Here is a 17,667-nt window from a genome sequence, read left to right on the forward strand (position 1 = left end):
CGGAGTACGCCCGGTGACCGGCGGGACAATTCCGTGCCAGCATTCGGTGAACGAATTCATAAGCACGATAAAACCGTCGGCCGGACAGATCAAAGGAATTGAAGTCCACGGCCGGACGGGATTGCGGATTACCCGGAAATAGGGCGCCGCCTGAGAGGAATCCCACATCACATCGTCATCACAAACCCGTTGATTCGGCCGGGATCACTCCTCACTCGCTGTAACGTCGATTGGGTGCGTACCGAACGGAAGCCCACCCGTCTGGACCGGGTGTTCGCGAGACTGGACCGGGAGCCGGAACGACCGGCGCTCCTGGATGTGCCGGAGATGTCCCGGCACAGGATCGCGCTGTTCGCCGGGACCCTCGCGTTCTACATCGCGATCGTGTGGGCCGTAGTGATCACCTCGTGGCTGGTCCGGCTCGACTGGCAGGTCATGTTCTTCCGGCCCTATCAGCAGTGGCCGGAGATCCACGCGTTCGTCGACTACTACGTGGTGCTCGGCCAGCGCGGCCCCACCGCGGTGATGGTCGCGGCCTGGCTCGGCTGGCGCTCCTGGCGGCAGCACACCCTGCGTCCGCTGCTGGCGCTGGGCGTCTCACTGCTCCTGCTGAACGTCACGGTCGGCGCCGCCAAGTACGGCATGGGGCGACTGGGACCGCACTACGCGACCACGATCGGCGCCAACGAGATGTGGCTCGGCGGCGATATATTTCCGAGCGGTCACACCGCGAACGCCGTCGTCACCTGGGGCATCCTCGCCTACCTGGCCTCGACGCACCGCACCCGGCGCTGGCTGTCCGCGGTCTCCGCGGTCACCTCGCTCGGGGTGGGCATGTCCACCGTCTACCTCGGTACGCACTGGCTCAGCGACGTGCTCCTGGGCTGGGTGGCGGGCCTGCTGATCCTGCTGGCGCTTCCCTGGTTCGAGCCGCTGATCACCCGTGCGGAGGCGTGGATCCTCGGTCTGCGCGACCGCTGGTACGCCCGTCGCGACCGCCGGAGCACCACGAAGCGGCCGCTCGGCCCGCCCGTGCCCGTCACCCCGCCCGGCTCCGGCAGCAGGCCCGAGGCACCGGCCCGCGAGCCGGTCGCCGCGCCGCGCACCGCCCGGGCTCCGGCGCACCTGGCGCCGGGCCCGCACACGGCCCGCTCGGACCGTACGCCGGTCACCCCGGCCGGCAGCCGCCGACCGCCGCACACCGACCGGCACACGCGCAACACGACCCCCGCCGCACGGCCCCTGTCGGGCGGCTGACGGGTCTCCGGGGCTGCCCCGGGTCCGTCCGACGACTCCGGGCCCTAGCCCTTCCAGGCCCGGGACACCCGGCCGTCCTTCACCTCGAAGTTGAGGCGGCCCACCCGGTACTCCATGGTGATGACCGTGCCCGGCGCCAGTGACCGCACCGTCGACCAGCCCCGCTCCCGCGCCAGCCGTTCGGCCGCGTCGGAATCGAGGCCGACGTAGGTCTCCGGACTGTCCTGCGGCTCGGCGGGAGGTGTCGGAATCGGTGCCATGCCGCCACGCTATGCCCTGCCCCCGGAGCGGGGAAGCCCAGGCCGGTAACACGGGCCACGCACACACTCTACGGTCACATTTCTGTCACAAGATCATGAGGCGCGTTTTACTGGAACCCGTTCACACGGACGGACGATTTCGCATGCGTTCCACAAGCGGCCGAGACCTATTTCTGCATCTCGCGGCAACCGGCCGGAGAAAGCGCGGCGGGCGCCGACGCAAAAGGCTTCGGGGCACCCTCGCCAGGGCCCCGCATTCCATACCCGAACACTCCCGAACACACGCGCACACCCTTGCGGAACGGCCCGCGGATCACTTACACGAATCGAACATCGGACACCCGGTCAGGCGTCGGCGTCCAGCGGGCTGACGGTGAGCGACAGGTCGTTGTCCCGGGTGTAGTACGGCCCGGCCTCCACCGGACCGTGGGGCGTCCGCACCCGAGCGCGGGGAAAGGTGAAGACCGGATTCTTGTCGGCGACGTCGTCCAGCAGCCGCGCGAGGCGCACCACCGGACCGGCGTCTCCGGCGGGGCGCAGCCACAGGTCCCAGACGCCGGGCGCCAGGCCGTCGTAGGGCACGGTGAAGGCGAACTCCGTCCGCTCGCCCGTGACGCGCACCCGGCGTACACCGCCGCCGTCTTCGCCGCCCGCTCCGCCGCCGGGCCGGGCGCGCAGCTCGGCGTCCGCCCCGGGCACGAGCTGGGTGCCGTACACCCGTCCGCCCACGGTCAGGCCGCCGCTCGCCAGGCGCAGCTCCACCGCCTCCGCGTGCGGGGCGCGCAGCCAGCTGCGGACCGTGAGGTTGCCCTGCCGGGTGGCGTACGGGATGCGGACGGCGACGTGGCCCAGCAGCCCGCTGGGGGTGCGCTCGGCGAGGGAGCGCAGGTCGGTGACGCCGGGCACCAGGCGTCGCGGCTCGCCGCCGGAGAGGAGGGCGTAGGCGTCCCAGCGGCCCTCGGGCAGGGACACGCTGCTGGGCAGCGCGGCGCGCAGCCGGCCCTCCGCCGCCGGGGCCAGCGGCAGGCTGACCGTCTCTCCCATGCCGTCGAGGGCACCGGCGGTACGGCGGCGCAGGACGAGCAGCGCCGCCCCGGTGTTTCCGCGCGCGGCGACGTCGAAGGTCAGACCGCCCGCGGAGTCGCCGATGCAGTCGGCGCGCAGCGGGGCGGCCGGCGGGGGCGGCGGCGTCATGCGGTGCGGTTCCTCCCATGGACTTGTCGTCGTCCGGTTAGACCCGGAACCCTGCCTTCTGGTTGTCCGTGTCCGATTGCGATGTGGTCACGACGGGTGCGAGCGCCCGGCAGCACTCCCTTTTCAGTCACCCAGTTCATTCGCTGATTTCCTGATTTGTCGACTCGCGGGCAGGACGGTCCGACCCGCTCCGGCAACCCAACCCCGGTCTGCCACAGCCCACTTGGGCATGCGGCGACGCTCGCGGCCCCCGGGTGATCGCGAGCGCGGCATGGTTCGATTCCGTCGGCCGTGGGGCGTGACTCCCGCCACTGATCCCCCGTTGTCCTTGCATGAGCCGGGGACCCGCCCGGACCACGGCCCGGGAGCCACCCGGTCCGGCCACGCACCGCATCCCGAGGGAGCCACCCGTGCCGCGCATGCTCGACGTCAGCGACGACGTACGCGCCGAGATCGGCGACGAAGAAGCCGACCGCCTGCTGGCCGGGGAGTCCGCCCCGGGCAGCTACGACTGCACGTCCTGCCGCACCCCGGGCGACTGCGAGCAGGAGCGCACCAGCACCGTCCTGTTCATCGGGGACGAGACCGCCGTGCTCGCGTTCGCCCACGCGGGCTGCCTGCCCTCGCAGGTCGTCAAGGTCACCGAGGAGCAGCTCCAGGGGGCGGTGCGGTCCATCAGCGCCGACCAGGCCCGCTCCGAGCCCGCTCCCGCGGCCCCCGAGAAGGCCGCGCCCGAGCAGGCCGTGCTCGGTGTGACCAGCGGGCTGATCCTGATCGCCGGGGAGCTGCACCCGGCCCTCGTGGTGGAGCCGACCGCTCCCATCGCGCGGCCCGGCACGTCCGGCGCCGGTGACGACTTCCTGCCGCTGCTGATCGAGCAGGGCTTCATGCCGGTCACCGAGCTGGCGTCCACCCCGGCCGTGCTGCACGGCTGGTCGGTGCTGCTCGCGATGGGCCAGCTGCACGCGGTGCTCCAGCCCGGGACGAACGGCGGCCGGCCGGTGGCCTGGTGGCAGGCGCACCAGCCGCTCCAGGTCACCGAGGGCTGGCGTACGGCGGCCAACAAGCACCAGCAGGTGCTGATGTTCGCCGCGCCCGTCGGCTCGATCGGCCGGCAGCCGCGCGAGGACCTGCTGCGGGACGCGCTGGACAAGGCGGCGGCGAACGGACAGCTGGTCGCGGCGGCGCTGCCGCTGGCGGGAACCTGAGCCCGTCCGGTCGGCTGCCGGACGGCCGTCACCCGGGCCGCATCCCTTCCTGCGCGGGGTCGTTTGGACATACGTGTACGCATACGACGCCTTCCACCGCCACGGCGGCCCCTCGGCCACGCCGATCTACGACGCGCTCTACGCCGAGTACGTCAGGTCCTTCCGATCGCTGCCGGGCGATCGCAGCGGTGAGGAGGAGCTGGGATTCACGGCCTTCCGGAGCATCCCGCGCGGCAGAGGCGGCTACAGCGCCTACAGTGCGGGGGCCCAGAGCGCCCGCGTCGGCCAGCAGTCGGTGTGGCAGCGCGTCGGTGGCACGCACCACGTCCCGGCGGCGCTGCCACCGGCCCCGCGGTCCGGTACCTGACCGCCGGACGAGCGACGCGTGAGGGGCGCCCCCCGGCCGGGGGGCGCCCCTCACGCTGCTTCCTACTTCTTCTTCGCGCCGCGCTTCTCGCGCACCCGCACCGAGATGTGGATCGGCGTCCCCTCGAAGCCGAACTCCTCGCGCAGCCGGCGTTCGATGAAGCGCCGGTAGCCCGCCTCGATGAAGCCGGAGGCGAAGAGCACGAACCGCGGCGGCTTGGTGCCCGCCTGGGTGCCGAAGAGGATGCGCGGCTGCTTGCCGCCCCGCACCGGGTGCGGGTGGGCGGCGACCAGCTCGCCGAGGAAGGCGTTCAGCCGGCCCGTCGGGACGCGGGTCTCCCAGCCGCCTAGGGCGGTCTCGATGGCCGGGACCAGCTTCTCCATGTGCCGGCCGGTCTGCGCCGAGACGTTGACCCTCGGCGCCCACGCCACCTGGCCCAGCTCCGTCTCGATCTCCCGCTCCAGGTAGTAGCGGCGCTCCTCGTCGAGGGTGTCCCACTTGTTGTAGGCGACGACGATCGCGCGGCCCGCCTCGACGGCCATGGTGACGATCCGCTGGTCCTGGACCGAGATCGACTCGGAGGCGTCGATGAGGATCACGGCCACCTCCGCCTTCTCGACGGCGGCGGCGGTGCGCAGCGAGGCGTAGTAGTCGGCGCCCTGCTGGAGGTGGACGCGCTTGCGGATGCCCGCCGTGTCGACGAACTTCCAGGTGACGCCGCCCAGCTCGATCAGCTCGTCGACCGGGTCGCGGGTGGTGCCGGCGAGTTCGTTGACGACGACGCGCTCCTCGCCGGCCACCTTGTTCAGCAGTGAGGACTTGCCGACGTTGGGGCGGCCGATCAGGGCGATGCGGCGCGGGCCGCCGACGGCGGTGCCGAAGGTCTGCGCCGGGGCCTCGGGCAGGGCCTCCAGGACCTTGTCCAGCATGTCGCCGGTGCCGCGGCCGTGCAGCGCGGAGACCGGGTGCGGCTCGCCGAGGCCCAGCGACCACAGGTAGGAGGCGTCGGCCTCGCCGCTCGGGCCGTCGACCTTGTTGGCGCACAGCACGACGGGCTTGCCCGCCTTGCGCAGCAGCCGGACGACCGCCTCGTCGGTGTCGGTGGCGCCCACCTTGGCGTCCACGACGAAGACGACCGCGTCGGCGGCCTCGATGGCGTACTCCGCCTGCGCGGCCACGGAGGCGTCGATGCCGAGGACGTCCTGCTCCCAGCCGCCGGTGTCGACGACCTTGAAGCGGCGCCCGGCCCACTCGGCCTCGTAGGTGACGCGGTCGCGGGTGACGCCGGGCTTGTCCTCGACGACGGCCTCGCGGCGGCCGATGATGCGGTTCACGAGGGTCGACTTGCCGACATTGGGGCGGCCGACGACGGCGAGGACGGGCAGCGGGCCGTGCCCGGCCTCCTCGATCGCGCCCTCCACCTCCTCAATGTCGAAGCCCTCTTCGGCGGCCAGCTCCATGAACTGCGCGTACTCGGCGTCGCCGAGCGCCCCGTGGTCGTGCTCCCCGCCCGAGCCCTCGGGGTGGATGTAGTCGTTCATGAAGTCCGTACCTCGTTCATCGTGGTGATCGGTGGAACACCCCTGTACCGGGTGATCCACTACTCAAGTGTCACTCAGCGCCCGGTGAGGCGCCTGGCGTTTTCCAGGTGCGCGGTGAGCTGCTTCTGGATGCGTTCGGTGGCCTCGTCCAGCGCCTTGCGGGTGCGCCGCCCGCTGCCGTCGCCCGCGTCGAAGGGGTCGCCGAAGACGACGTCCACGCGGGAGCGCAGCGGGGGCAGCGCCTTTATCAACCGTCCGGGACGGTCCGTGCTTCCCAGCACCGCGACCGGGACGATCGGCGCGCCGCTGCGCACCGCGAAGTACGCCAGTCCGGCGCGCAGCGAGGCGAAGTCGCCCTCGCCCCGGGTGCCCTCCGGGAAGATGCCGAGCACGCCGCCGTCGGCCAGCACGCCCAGCGCCTGCCCTATGGCCGCGCGGTCGGCGGAGTGGCGGTCCACCTTCAGCTGGCCGATGCCGGTCAGGAAGCGTCCGAGCGGGCCGACGAACGCCTCCTTCTTGATCAGGAAGTGCGTCGGCCGGGGCGCCACGCCCATGACCATCGGGCCGTCGATGTTGTGCGCGTGGTTGACGGCGTAGATCACCGGGCCGGTGGCGGGCACCCGCCAGGCGCCGAGCACGCGCGGCTTCCACAGCCCGTACATCAGGCCGACGCCGATGCGCCGGCCGACCTCGGCACCCTTCTCGGAGGGGGCGGGCGCGGCGGAGGATGCGGTCACTTCCCGGCCCGCTTCTCCTCGACGAGGGTGACGACGCACTCGATGACCTGCGGGAGGGTGAGGGCGGTGGTGTCCACCTCGACCGCGTCGCCGGCCTTGGCCAGCGGGGAGGTCTTGCGGCTGGAGTCGGCCGCGTCCCGCTTGATCAGGGCCTCGCGGGTGGCGTGGACGTCGGCGCCCTTCAGCTCGCCGCTGCGGCGGGCGGCGCGGGCCTCCGCCGACGCGGTGAGGAAGATCTTCAGGTCGGCGTCGGGCAGCACGGTGGTGCCGATGTCGCGGCCCTCGACGACGATGCCGAGCGGCGCGGCGGCGGCGATGGTGCGCTGCAACTCGGTGATCCGGGCGCGGATCTCCGGTACGGCGCTGACCGCGCTGACCTTGGAGGTGACCTCCTGGGTGCGGATCGGCCCGGCCACGTCCACGCCGTCGACCGTGATGGCCGGGCCGGCCGGGTCGGTGCCGGAGACGATCTCGGGCTTGCCGGCCGCGGCGGCGACGGCGTGCGGGTCGTCGGTGTCGATGCCGTTGCTGACCATCCACCACGTGATCGCCCGGTACTGCGCACCGGTGTCCAGGTAGCTCAGCCCGAGCTGTGCGGCCACGGCCTTGGACGTGCTCGACTTGCCCGTGCCGGAGGGGCCGTCGATGGCGACAATCACGGCCGGGGCGGTCGGGGCGGCGCCGTTTTCCACGAGGGGACACCTTCCTGGTGCGGTGCGGTGGGTGGTGTGCGGGACGCGAGCGCGTCCCGCACAAGGTTACCGGGCCGCGGGAACCCCTCCGACAGGCGTCCGGCGCCCCGCGATCACTGCCTGATCGCCCAGCCCCGCTCCTTCAGGGCCGCCGTGAGGACGGCGGCGGCCCTCGGCTCGACCATCAGCTGCACCAGACCCGCCTGCTGCCCGGTCGCGTGCTCGATCCGTACGTCCTCGACGTTGACCCCGGCCCGTCCCGCGTCCGCGAAGATGCTGGCCAGCTGGCCGGGCTGGTCGTCGATGAGGACGGCCACCGTCTCGTAGGACCGCGGGGCCGACCCGTGCTTGCCGGGGACGCGGACCTGTCCGGCGTTGCCGCGCCGCAGCACCTCGGCGATGCCGGTGCCGCCCTCGCGGCGCTTGTCCTCGTCGGTGGACTGCAGGGCGCGCAGGGCCCGTACCGTCTCCTCCAGGTCGGCGGCGACGTCGGTGAGCAGGTCGGCGACCGGCCCCGGGTTGGCGGAGAGGATGTCGATCCACATCCGGGGGTCGGAGGCGGCGATCCGGGTCACGTCGCGGATGCCCTGCCCGCACAGCCGTACGGCCGCCTCCTCGGCGTGCTCCAGGCGCGCGGCGACCATGCTGGAGACCAGGTGGGGCATGTGGGAGACGAGGGCCACGGCGCGGTCGTGGGCGTCCGCGTCCATCACTACGGGCACCGCGCGGCAGTGCGAGACCAGCTCCAGGGCGAGGTTCAGCACCTCGGTGTCGGTGTCCCGGGTGGGGGTCAGCACCCAGGGGCCGCCCTCGAAGAGGTCGGCGGTGGCGGCCAGCGGGCCGGACTTCTCCCGGCCGGACATGGGGTGGGTGCCGATGTACGCCGAGAGGTCGAGCCCGCGCGCCTCCAGCTCCCGCCGGGGGCCGCCCTTGACGCTGGCCACGTCGATGTAGCCGCGGGCGACACCGCGGGCCATGGCGTCGGCGAGCACGTCGGCCACCAGCGCGGGCGGTGCGGCGACGACGGCGAGGTCGACCGGCCCGTCCGGGGCCTCGTCGGTGCCGGCGCCGAGCGCGGCCGCGGTGCGGGCCTGCTCGGGGTCGTGGTCCGCGAGGTGGACGGTGACACCGCGTTCGGTGAGGGCGAGGGCGGCGGAGGTGCCGATGAGGCCGGTGCCGATGACGAGTGCGGTTCTCACTGGGCGATGTCCTTGCGCAGGGCCGCGGCGGCGCCGAGGTAGACGTGGGCGATCCCGGCGCGGGGCCGGTCGGACTCGATGTGGGCGAGGACCCGGACGACGCGGGGCATGGCGCCCTCGACGTCCAGCTCCTGGGCGCAGATCAGCGGCACGTCGGTGATGCCGAGGCCGCGGGCCGCGGCGGCCGGGAAGTCGCTGTGCAGGTCGGGGGTGGCGGTGAACCACAGGCTGATCAGGTCGTCGGCCGTCAGGCCGTTGCGCTCCATGAGGGCGGTCAGCAGGGCCGCGACCTGCTCGTCCATGTGCCCCGCCTCGTCCCGCTCCAGTTGGACGGCGCCCCGGACCGCTCGTACCGCCACGCGATGCTCCTTGCTGATGTGGCCGACGTTGCTGATATTGCTGATGTTGCCGACGTGTGTACCGGTTCTTGGTCCGTCCAGCGTAGTCAGCCCGCCGCGTACCGGCCCGCGGCGCCCGTCTCCTGAGACGCTGACGGCGGCCCGAACCTCCCTCCCCCGGAGTTGCGACATGACCCAGATCCCGACCCGCCGCACGGTCCTCCTCTGCACGGGCGCGGGCGCGGCGGCGCTCTGCGTGGGCTGCGGCGGGGGCGGCGACGACTCCTCGGGCGCCTCGCCGGGGCAGGAGCTGGTGCGGACGGGCGACGTCCCGGTCGCCGGCGGCAAGATCCTCACCGACGAGAAGATCGTGGTGACCCAGCCCCGGCAGGGCGAGTTCAAGGCGTTCTCGGCGGTCTGCACCCATCAGGGCTGCATCGTGTCGGACGTGCGGGACGGCACCATCGACTGCGCCTGCCACGGCAGCAGGTTCGCCGTCGCCGACGGCTCGGTGGTGCGGGGTCCGGCCACGGAGCCGCTGCCCGGGAAGGAGATCACGGTGGAGGGAAATTCGGTCCGCCTGGCGTGAGCGGCCCGCGTACGCTCCCGCCATGCGCCCCGAAGCCCCCGAGAGCCACCAGACCCTGGTCCGCGACCACACGGTCTACGCCTGTGTCATGGGTTCGCGCGCCTTCGGTCTGGCGACGGAGGACAGCGACACGGACCGCCGGGGTGTCTTCCTCGCGCCGACCGCGCTGTTCTGGCGCTTCGAGAAGCCGCCGACGCACGTGGAGGGCCCCGCGGAGGAGCAGTTCAGCTGGGAGCTGGAGCGCTTCTGCGAGCTGGCGCTGCGGGCGAACCCGAACATCCTGGAGTGCCTGCACTCCCCGCTCGTGGAGTCGGTGGACGACACGGGCCGCGAACTGCTCGCCCTGCGCGAGGCGTTCCTCTCCCGCCGGGTTCACGAGACGTTCACCCGTTACGCGCACGGCCAGCGCCGCAAGCTCGACGCCGACGTGCGCACCCACGGCGCCCCGCGCTGGAAGCACGCGATGCACCTGCTGCGGCTGCTGGCCGGCGCCCGCGACCTGCTGCGTACGGGCGTCCTGACGATCGACGTCGGCGAGGCGCGGGAGTCCCTTCTCGCCGTGAAGCGCGGCGAGGTGCCCTGGCCCGAGGTGGAGGCACGGATGACACGTCTGGCGCGGGAGGGCGAGGAGGCCGCCGCGCGCAGCCCGCTGCCCGGGGAGCCGGACCGGCGCCGCGTGGAGGACTTCCTGGTCCGCGCCCGCCGGGCCTCAGCGCTCCAGCCGGGTCCGTACGACGAAGTCGTGCAGGGCGTCGTACGCGGTCGGGGCGTCGGGGAGCACTGACGCGGCCTGCGCCTCGTCCAGCACGGTGTGCAGGCGGTCCACGTCGGCCCGCACGCGCGCGTGGTCGACACCGGCGTCGCCGTGCTCCCGCTCGGCCTTGGCGGCGACCAGTTCGGTCAGGTACACCGGGGCGGCGTCCACCTCCTGGACGAGGGTCGGCAGATGGGGCTGCACCTCGCCGGTGCGCATCAGGTGCACGCCGGTGAGCAGCACCCGGAAGGTGTACAGGAGCGGCTTCAGCTCGCCGGTCTTCTCGAACAGGCGCCACTGGGTCTGCGCGAATCCCCGGTAGTGGTGGGCGTGGTGGCTGGTGAGGACCCCTGGGGCGTGTCCGGCCAGTTCCCGGTGCGCGTCGGTGGTGTGCACGACCAGCGGCGACAGCAGCTGCTCCAGGACGTAGCCGTTGCGGCGCAGCATCAGGCGTACGAACTTGCGCAGGTCGTGCGTGACCAGGTCCATCTCGACGCCGTCCCGGTCCCACATCCGCGACCTGGTCTCCTCCGGCTCGCGCAGCCCGACCAGGTCGGCGGCGGGCAGCAGGTGCACGCCGCGCAGGTCCACGTCGGAGTCGCGCGAGGGGAAGCCGTAGAGGTGGGCGCCGGAGACGGTGGCGAACAGCACCGGGAAGGGCTGCTCGGCCACCACCGGGGCCAGGTCGATGTCGAGGGCGTCGATCATGGGCTCAAGCGTCCCAGAGCGCTCCGAGGGCCAGCAGGTCGCCCCGGTACTCGATGCGGTCCGCCCAGTCGGCGGGCCAGGCGTCGGCTCCCAGGTGCGCACCGGCGAAGGCGCCCGCGAGGCAGGCGATGGAGTCGGAGTCGCCGGAGGTGCAGGCACCGCGGCGCAGGGCGGTGAGCGGCTCGTCGACGAAGAGCAGGAAGCAGAGCAGCCCGGCCGCCATGGCCTCCTCGGCGATCCAGCCCTCGCCGACGGCCAGGCACGGGTCGGTCTCCGGCGAGACGGTGCGCACCGCCTCCTGGAGCCGGTCGAGGATCGCCAGGCACTCGTCCCAGCCGCGCGCGATGAAGTGCTCGGGCGTCGGGTCCTGGGCGCGGCTCCACAGGTCGCCGAGCCAGCGCTCGTGGTAGCGGCCGCGGTTGTCGTAGGCGTACGAGCGCAGCAGCCCGACCAGGCCGGTCGGCTCGGCACCCTCGGCGAGCAGCCGTACGGCGTGCGCGGTGAGGTCGGAGGCGGCGAGTGCGGTGGGGTGGCCGTGGGTGAGCGCGGACTGCAACTGGGCGGCGCCCGCGCGCTGTTCGTCGCTGAGGCCGGGGACGAGTCCGACCGGTGCGACGCGCATGTTGGCGCCGCAGCCCTTGGAGTGGATCTGGCTGGCGTCCTGCCAGAGGCGGTCCGGGACCTTGAGGAGGTTGCAGGCCTTGAGGCAGGTGTTGCCCGGCGCGCGGTTGTTCTCCGGCGACTGGTACCAGTCGACGAACTCCTCGCGCACCGGCCGTTCCATGCGCTTGGGTCCGAGCAGCCCCCGGTCCATGGCCGTCCGCAGCCCCTTGCCGAGCGCCAGCGTCATCTGGGTGTCGTCGGTGACGATCGCGGGCCGGGGCAGCGCCATCTCCCGCCAGGGGCCGCACTTGGCGAGGATCGAGGGGACGTCGTTGAACTCGGTGGGGAAGCCCAGCGCGTCGCCGAGGGCGAGGCCGGTGAGCGCTCCGGTGGCGGCGCGCTTGGTGCCGGTGGTGGTCATGCGGGGCGTCCTTCCCGAGGGGTGCGGAGCAGCGGTGGGTGCAGGGTGGCGGCCGGTCCCGCGCGGTACACGGCGGCGGGTTTGCCGCGGCCTCCGGTCAGGCGGGCGGCGCCCGGGACGGGCTCGACGAAGCCGGGGGTGGCGAGGACCTTGCGGCGGAAGTTGGGCCGGTCCAGGGCCGTGCCCCACACCGTCTCGTAGACCTGCTGCAGCTCGCCGAGGGTGAACTCGGCCGGGCAGAAGGCGGTGGCCAGGCAGGTGTACTCCAGCTTGGCGCCGACCCGGTCCCGGGCGTCGGCCAGGATCCGGTCGTGGTCGAAGGCGAGGCCCTGGGCCTTGTCGTACGGCACCCAGCGGGCCTCGGCCGCGTCACCGCCGCCGTGCGGTTCGGGAGGGTCCGGGAGCAGCGCGGCGAAGGCGACGGACACGACCCGCATGCGGGGGTCGCGGCCCGGTTCGCTGTAGGTCCGCAGCTGTTCCAGGTGCAGCCCGGTCACGTCCGCCAGGCCGGTCTCCTCGGCCAGCTCGCGCCGGGCCGCCGTCTCCGCCGACTCCTCGGGCAGCAGGAAGCCCCCGGGCAGTGCCCAGCGGCCCGCGTACGGCTCCTGTCCCCGCTCGACGAGCAGCGCGTGCAGCGCGCCCGCGCGGAGGGTGAGGACGGCGAGATCGACGGTGACGGCGAAGGGTTCGAAAGCGTGCTTGTCGTAGCCGTGCACGACCGGCCACCCCCTTAATAGTCACTACGACTATAAAAGGGGGTGGCCGGTCGGCACAAGCCTCGCAGGGGCAGGGATCGCCCGGCGGTCGGTCTAGAGGTCGACCTCCTGCATCAGCATCCCGACCTCCGTGTTGGACAGACGTCGCAGCCAGCCCGACTTCTGGTCGCCCAGGGTGATCGGGCCGAAGGCGGTGCGCACCAGCTTGTCGACGGGGAAGCCCGCCTCCGCCAGCATCCGGCGGACGATGTGCTTGCGGCCCTCGTGCAGGGTGACCTCGACCAGGTAGTTCTTGCCGGTCTGCTCGACGACCCGGAAGTGGTCCGCGCGCGCGTACCCGTCCTCCAGCTGGATGCCGTCCTTGAGGCGCTTGCCGAGGTCGCGCGGGATCGGGCCCACGATGTGCGCGAGGTAGGTCTTCTTCACGCCGTACCGCGGGTGGGTCAGTCGGTGGGCCAGCTCGCCGTGGTTGGTGAGCAGGATGACGCCCTCGGTCTCGGTGTCGAGCCGGCCGACGTGGAAGAGGCGCGTCTCACGGTTGGTGACGTAGTCGCCGAGGCACTGGCGGCCCTCCGGGTCCTCCATGGTGGAGACGACACCGGCGGGCTTGTTGAGCGAGAAGAACTGGTACGACTGCGTGGCGACGGTCAGGCCGTCGACCTTGACCTCGTCCTTCTCCGGGTCGACGCGGCGGCCCTGCTCGAGGACGATCTCGCCGTTGATCTCGACCCGGGCCTGCTCGATCAGCTCCTCGCAGGCGCGCCGGGAGCCGTAGCCCGCGCGCGCGAGGACCTTCTGCAGCCGCTCGCCCTCCTGCTCGGCGCCGGGGAAGGTCTTGGGCGGCCTGACGTCCTTCTTGCCCGCGTAACGCTCGCGATTGCGCTCCTCGGCCCGCGTCTCGTACTCGCGGGACGTGGCGGGCGCGCTGCGGCCGCGCTGCTGGGGCCGCTTCGGGCCGCCCTTGGCACCGCCGCGGGCCGAGGGTCCGCGACCCGACTTCGGGCCGTCCTGGGTGGCGCCGGGGCCCACGTCGTAGCGCCGCTCCTCCGGGCGCGGCTTCTTGGGACGGCCGCCCTGCTTGTCGTCGCGGTTGTTGCCGGCGCCGCGGTAGTTGCCGCGGCCACCGCCACTCCCGCCGCGGCCGCCGCTGTTGCCACCACGGCTCCCGCCGTTGTTTCCGCTGCTGTTCCTGCCGCTGCTGCTTCGCATCAAAATTCCGTCTTGTCGTCTGCGTCCCCGGCATCCGGGGCGTCCGGATCGAACGACGGGACCCCTTCCAGCGTGTCGGCCTCGATCGCCTCCGCCTCCGGGAGGAAGGGCGCGAGCTCGGGGAGCTCGTCCAGGCCGCGCAGGCCCATCCGCTCCAGGAAGTAGTTCGTCGTCACGTACAGGATCGCACCTGTTTCGGGTTCCGTGCCCGCCTCCTCGACCAGACCCCGCTGCAGGAGGGTGCGCATCACGCCGTCGCAGTTCACGCCGCGCACCGCGGAGACGCGGCCGCGGCTGACCGGCTGGCGGTAGGCGACCACGGCCAGGGTCTCCAGGGCGGCCTGGGTGAGCCGGGCGTGCTGGCCGTCCAGGACGAAGCCCTCGACGGCCGCGGCGTACTCGGGGCGGCTGTAGAAGCGCCAGCCGCCCGCGATCAGACGCAGCTCGAAGCCGCGGCCCTGCACGGCGTACTCGTCGGCCAGCTCGCGCAGGGCGTCCGCGATCCGCCGCCGGGGCCGCCGCAGTATCTTCGCCAGCTGCTCCTCGGTCGCGGGCTCGTCGACGACCATGAGGACGGCCTCCAGCGCGGGCTTGAGGTCGAGCGCCGCGACCCCGTCCGGCCCGCCCTCGGCCTCCTCGGCACTCTCGGCGCTCTCCGCCTCCGTGGTCTGCTCACTCACGCCTTCTGCTCCTCCTTCGGCGCCTCGGGCGGCCGGTCGAACTCGTCGGTCACCGACGGCTGCGCCTCCCCGTCGCCGCCCGTCCAGCGGACCAGGAGGTCGCCGAGCGCGGTCTCCTGGTCCAGCTCGACGGCCTTCTCCCGGTACAGCTCCAGCAGGGCCAGGAAGCGGGCGACGACGGTCAGCGTGTCCTCGGTGTCCTGGACCAGCACGCGGAAGCTGGCCTCGCCCAGCTCCTTCAGGCGGGCGACGACGATCCCGGCCTGTTCCTGCACGCTGACCAGGGGCGCGTGGATGTGCTCGACGTACACCTGCGGCTTGGGTTTCGGCTGCATCGCCTTCACGGCGAGCTTGGCGAAGCCCTCGGGGCCGATGCTGATGACGACCTCGGGCAGCAGCTCGGCGTGGTGGGCCTCCAGGCCGACGGTACGGGGGTAGCGGCGGGCCTCGTCCGCGAGCCGGTCGTTGAAGATCTCCGCGATCTGCTTGTACGCGCGGTACTGGAGCAGGCGGGCGAAGAGCAGGTCGCGGGCCTCCAGCAGGGCCAGGTCGGCCTCGTCCTCGACCTCGGCGGCGGGCAGCAGCCGGGCCGCCTTGAGGTCGAGCAGCGTGGCCGCGACCACCAGGAACTCGGTGGTCTGGTCGAGGTCCCAGTCCGGCCCCATCGCCCGGATGTGCGCCATGAACTCGTCGGTCACCTTCGACAGCGCGACCTCGGTGACGTCCATCTTGTGCTTGGAGATCAACTGGAGGAGCAGGTCGAACGGCCCCTCGAAGTTGGCAAGCCGCACCTTGAAGACACCGTCGCCCGGGTCGTCACAGGCGTCGTCCGAGGCCCCGGGCGCCTGTTCCGGCACGGGGGTCGGCTCCACGGCGGAAACGACCTCGGAGGGTCCGGCGGGGTCCGGTTCCGTTCCGGAGTCGTACTCCTCCGCGTCCGGCGCCACCGTCTCCCGGAGGTCCTGTTCGGCGGGCGCCGCTTCGGCGGTGCCGGGCGCGCCGTCGCCGGGGGGCGTCTCCTCGGGGACCGGTGGAGCCGCCGGCGCCCCCGGGCCCCTGCCCAGCGCACGCCGGCGGCCGGGGCGCGGGCCGCGGTCGGGGCGGGGGGCGTCGTTCGAGGTCATGGCCCCCGCAGGCTACCGCTAGCGCCCGCGCAGCCGTCGTACGAGGATGCTGGCGTCCCCGCGGGTCTCCAGGTCGGCCAGGACCACGGCGACCGCCTCGCGGACGATGCGGCCGCGGTCGACGGCCAGGCCGTGCTCGCCGCGGAGCACCAGGCGGGCGTGCTCCAGGTCCATCAGCTCCTCGGCGGAGACGTACACGGTGATCTTCTCGTCGTGGCGCTCACGCCCGCTGGGGCGCCGTGCCGCGGCCCTGCCGCGCTTGCGGGGCCGGTCGGCGGCAGAACCTTCCTGCGCGCCCGTACCGGGCCCTGAGCCGCGTGCGGAGCGCTCCGTGCCCCGGGTGCGCGACTCGCCCGCCGAGCCCGGTTCCGCGTCCGCCGCGGCGTGCTCCGCGCCCTCGCCGTCACCGCCCTGCGCGGGCACCGACTGCGGTGCGTCCTCGGCGGCGGCCTGGTCGCTCTCCCCCGCCGGGGCCGGCACCCGGGCCTCGCCGCCCGCCGGTCGCCGCGGGGTGGACGCCTGGAGCGCCGTTCCCCCTGTCGTACGGAAGAGTTCGTCGGCCCCCGGCAGACTCACTCGGCGTGACACCGGGCGAGCACCTCCCTGGCGAGCTGGCGGTAGGCGGCGGCACCGACGGAGTTGGACGCGTACGTGGTGATCGGCTCTCCGGCGACCGTGGTCTCCGGGAAGCGGACCGTGCGCCCGATGACCGTGTGGTAGACGTGGTCGTCGAACGCCTCGACGACCCGCGCGAGCACCTCACGGCTGTGCACGGTGCGCGAGTCGTACATCGTGGCGAGGATGCCGTCCAGCTCCAGGTCGGGGTTGAGCCGCTCCTGGACCTTCTCGATCGTCTCGGTCAGCAGCGCCACACCGCGCAGCGCGAAGAACTCGCACTCCAGCGGCACGATCACCTTGTGCGCGGCGGTCAGCGCGTTGACCGTGAGCAGGCCGAGCGAGGGCTGGCAGTCGATCACGATGTAGTCGTAGTCGTCCATCAGCGGCTTCAGCGCCCGCTGCAGGGTGGACTCGCGCGCGACCTCGCTCACCAGCTGCACCTCGGCCGCCGACAGGTCGATGTTGCTGGGCAGCAGGTCCATGTTGGGGACCGCGGTCTTCAGCAGCACCTCGTCGGCCGCCATGCCCCGCTCCATGAGCAGGTTGTAGACGGTGAGGTCGAGCTCCATCGGGTTGACGCCGAGTCCGACCGACAGCGCGCCCTGCGGGTCGAAGTCGACGAGCAGCACCCGGCGCCCGTACTCGGCGAGCGCGGCACCCAGGTTGATGGTCGACGTGGTCTTGCCCACGCCGCCCTTCTGGTTGCACATCGCGATGATCTTGGCGGGGCCGTGGTCGGTCAGCGGGCCCGGGATCGGGAAGTACGGCAGCGGGCGTCCGGTCGGGCCGATGCGCTCACGGCGCTGTCGGGCCGCGTCGGGCGCGAGCGTGGCGGCGTACTCGGGATCCGGCTCGTACTCCGCGTCCGGGTCGTAGAAGTGCCCCTCGGGCAGTTCGTCGTAGTCGGCGAAGTGGTTGCGGGGCGCGCCACTTCCGTCGCCGGCCATGGCGTTCACGTGTTGGCCATCCATACTCATGTGTGCTGTCCGAGTTGCCTGCGGACTGTGGTGGTCGGCTGCGGACGTGCGTACAGCTACGGAGCCGACAGCCTCGAGACGCCCGGGACCGTGGGTCCGTGTCGGCATTCCTGGTTGACCACCCCCGGGAGTAAATGTCGACTCATTCACAAGTCGTCTTACCTCCTTGGTGACCAGGGAACTTCTAGACAGGTCAGCGTGGCACCATGCCGACGTTCGGCGACTCTATGGCGTGTCGGCCGTCCGCAGCAACACAATCCGCCGGACCCGGCCCGATGTGTCGGCAATGAAACATCCCTCTGTCAAGGGCGTACGGCCGTCGCACAGCAGGTTTCACCGGTGCGCGAATCGGTTGAAGCGTTACGTTCGAGGCGAGTTGACCGAGAATCGCAAAGTGACCATACACACACCCGGCCGGACCTTGTCGGGCAAGGTCCGGCCGGGTGTGTGGCGTTGACGGCGTCTGTTGACGTAT

Annotated in this window: 20 protein-coding genes; 5 read left to right on the forward strand and 15 right to left on the reverse strand. The window is 72.5% G+C overall.

Annotated elements, in window-relative coordinates; genetic code table 11:
* Window positions 1–234 precede the first annotated feature (234 nt).
* Entirely contained in the window at window positions 235–1,257 is a 1,023-nt protein-coding gene (locus ACH4D3_RS23920; protein ID WP_398325217.1) for a phosphatase PAP2 family protein, read from the forward strand.
* A gap of 44 nt (window positions 1,258–1,301) precedes the next feature.
* Here the strand turns inward: ACH4D3_RS23920 and ACH4D3_RS23925 are convergent, their stop codons facing one another.
* Window positions 1,302–1,517: an I78 family peptidase inhibitor gene (locus ACH4D3_RS23925; protein WP_398325220.1), complete on the reverse strand. Its 216-nt coding sequence runs from the start codon at window positions 1,515–1,517 to the stop codon at window positions 1,302–1,304.
* A gap of 345 nt (window positions 1,518–1,862) precedes the next feature.
* Complete coding sequence (locus ACH4D3_RS23930) at window positions 1,863–2,711, reverse strand: hypothetical protein (RefSeq protein ID WP_398325223.1); 849 nt, start codon at window positions 2,709–2,711, stop codon at window positions 1,863–1,865.
* Window positions 2,712–3,121: 410 nt separating this feature from the next.
* Between ACH4D3_RS23930 and ACH4D3_RS23935 the strand changes: the two genes are divergently transcribed.
* Together ACH4D3_RS23935 and ACH4D3_RS23940 are read left to right on the forward strand one after the other, a co-directional pair.
* Window positions 3,122–3,919 carry a hypothetical protein gene (locus ACH4D3_RS23935; protein ID WP_388526837.1) on the forward strand — a complete coding sequence of 266 codons (798 nt, stop codon included), beginning with the start codon at window positions 3,122–3,124 and terminating at the stop codon, window positions 3,917–3,919.
* A 73-nt stretch (window positions 3,920–3,992) separates the two neighbouring features.
* Window positions 3,993–4,286, forward strand: a complete 294-nt coding sequence (locus ACH4D3_RS23940; RefSeq protein WP_003977067.1) for a hypothetical protein — start codon at window positions 3,993–3,995, stop codon at window positions 4,284–4,286.
* Between the two features lie 62 nt (window positions 4,287–4,348).
* On the opposite strand, the gene der is transcribed toward ACH4D3_RS23940, so the two are convergent.
* The 5 genes from der to aroH form a co-directional block, all read right to left on the reverse strand.
* On the reverse strand, window positions 4,349–5,827 hold the full coding sequence (gene der / locus ACH4D3_RS23945; protein ID WP_398325226.1) for a ribosome biogenesis GTPase Der: 1,479 nt from the start codon (window positions 5,825–5,827) through the stop codon (window positions 4,349–4,351).
* A gap of 74 nt (window positions 5,828–5,901) precedes the next feature.
* Window positions 5,902–6,564: a 1-acyl-sn-glycerol-3-phosphate acyltransferase gene (locus ACH4D3_RS23950; RefSeq protein WP_003977065.1), complete on the reverse strand. Its 663-nt coding sequence runs from the start codon at window positions 6,562–6,564 to the stop codon at window positions 5,902–5,904.
* Window positions 6,561–7,256, reverse strand: a complete 696-nt coding sequence (gene cmk, locus ACH4D3_RS23955; protein WP_398325229.1) for a (d)CMP kinase — start codon at window positions 7,254–7,256, stop codon at window positions 6,561–6,563. Before cmk ends, ACH4D3_RS23950 begins: the two co-directional genes overlap by 4 nt.
* A 113-nt stretch (window positions 7,257–7,369) precedes the next feature.
* On the reverse strand, window positions 7,370–8,455 hold the full coding sequence (locus tag ACH4D3_RS23960) for a prephenate dehydrogenase (RefSeq protein WP_398325232.1): 1,086 nt from the start codon (window positions 8,453–8,455) through the stop codon (window positions 7,370–7,372).
* On the reverse strand, window positions 8,452–8,814 hold the full coding sequence (gene aroH / locus ACH4D3_RS23965; RefSeq protein WP_398325235.1) for a chorismate mutase: 363 nt from the start codon (window positions 8,812–8,814) through the stop codon (window positions 8,452–8,454). Before aroH ends, ACH4D3_RS23960 begins: the two co-directional genes overlap by 4 nt.
* A gap of 169 nt (window positions 8,815–8,983) precedes the next feature.
* On the opposite strand from aroH, the gene ACH4D3_RS23970 reads away from it, so the two are divergent.
* Together ACH4D3_RS23970 and ACH4D3_RS23975 are read left to right on the forward strand one after the other, a co-directional pair.
* The gene (locus tag ACH4D3_RS23970; RefSeq protein ID WP_398325238.1) at window positions 8,984–9,382 is read left to right on the forward strand and encodes a Rieske (2Fe-2S) protein; all 399 of its coding nucleotides are present in this window, start codon (window positions 8,984–8,986) and stop codon (window positions 9,380–9,382) included.
* A 22-nt stretch (window positions 9,383–9,404) separates the two neighbouring features.
* Window positions 9,405–10,166 carry a DNA polymerase beta superfamily protein gene (locus ACH4D3_RS23975; protein WP_398325240.1) on the forward strand — a complete coding sequence of 254 codons (762 nt, stop codon included), beginning with the start codon at window positions 9,405–9,407 and terminating at the stop codon, window positions 10,164–10,166.
* Here ACH4D3_RS23975 and ACH4D3_RS23980 read toward each other — a convergent pair.
* The 8 genes from ACH4D3_RS23980 to ACH4D3_RS24015 form a co-directional block, all read right to left on the reverse strand.
* Complete coding sequence (locus ACH4D3_RS23980) at window positions 10,092–10,844, reverse strand: DNA polymerase beta superfamily protein (protein WP_398325242.1); 753 nt, start codon at window positions 10,842–10,844, stop codon at window positions 10,092–10,094. The genes ACH4D3_RS23975 and ACH4D3_RS23980 overlap by 75 nt on opposite strands.
* Window positions 10,845–10,848: 4 nt before the next feature.
* Window positions 10,849–11,868, reverse strand: a complete 1,020-nt coding sequence (locus tag ACH4D3_RS23985) for an ADP-ribosylglycohydrolase family protein (protein ID WP_398325245.1) — start codon at window positions 11,866–11,868, stop codon at window positions 10,849–10,851.
* The gene (locus tag ACH4D3_RS23990) at window positions 11,865–12,584 is read right to left on the reverse strand and encodes an NUDIX hydrolase (RefSeq protein ID WP_398325248.1); all 720 of its coding nucleotides are present in this window, start codon (window positions 12,582–12,584) and stop codon (window positions 11,865–11,867) included. The genes ACH4D3_RS23985 and ACH4D3_RS23990 overlap by 4 nt, the downstream gene beginning before the upstream one ends.
* 93 nt (window positions 12,585–12,677) lie before the next feature.
* Window positions 12,678–13,793, reverse strand: a complete 1,116-nt coding sequence (locus tag ACH4D3_RS23995; RefSeq protein ID WP_398325250.1) for a pseudouridine synthase — start codon at window positions 13,791–13,793, stop codon at window positions 12,678–12,680.
* Entirely contained in the window at window positions 13,793–14,362 is a 570-nt protein-coding gene (gene scpB, locus ACH4D3_RS24000) for an SMC-Scp complex subunit ScpB (RefSeq protein WP_398325352.1), read from the reverse strand. The genes ACH4D3_RS23995 and scpB overlap by 1 nt, the downstream gene beginning before the upstream one ends.
* Before the next feature lie 107 nt (window positions 14,363–14,469).
* Window positions 14,470–15,597: a segregation and condensation protein A gene (locus tag ACH4D3_RS24005; protein WP_398325253.1), complete on the reverse strand. Its 1,128-nt coding sequence runs from the start codon at window positions 15,595–15,597 to the stop codon at window positions 14,470–14,472.
* 18 nt (window positions 15,598–15,615) lie between these two features.
* Entirely contained in the window at window positions 15,616–16,185 is a 570-nt protein-coding gene (locus tag ACH4D3_RS24010; protein ID WP_174855160.1) for a hypothetical protein, read from the reverse strand.
* Window positions 16,170–17,300: a ParA family protein gene (locus ACH4D3_RS24015; protein ID WP_161270009.1), complete on the reverse strand. Its 1,131-nt coding sequence runs from the start codon at window positions 17,298–17,300 to the stop codon at window positions 16,170–16,172. Before ACH4D3_RS24015 ends, ACH4D3_RS24010 begins: the two co-directional genes overlap by 16 nt.
* Window positions 17,301–17,667: the final 367 nt, after the last annotated feature.

Origin of the sequence: Streptomyces sp. NPDC018026 (assembly GCF_044327745.1) — a bacterium.
GTDB classification, from domain to species: domain Bacteria; phylum Actinomycetota; class Actinomycetes; order Streptomycetales; family Streptomycetaceae; genus Streptomyces; species Streptomyces rubrogriseus.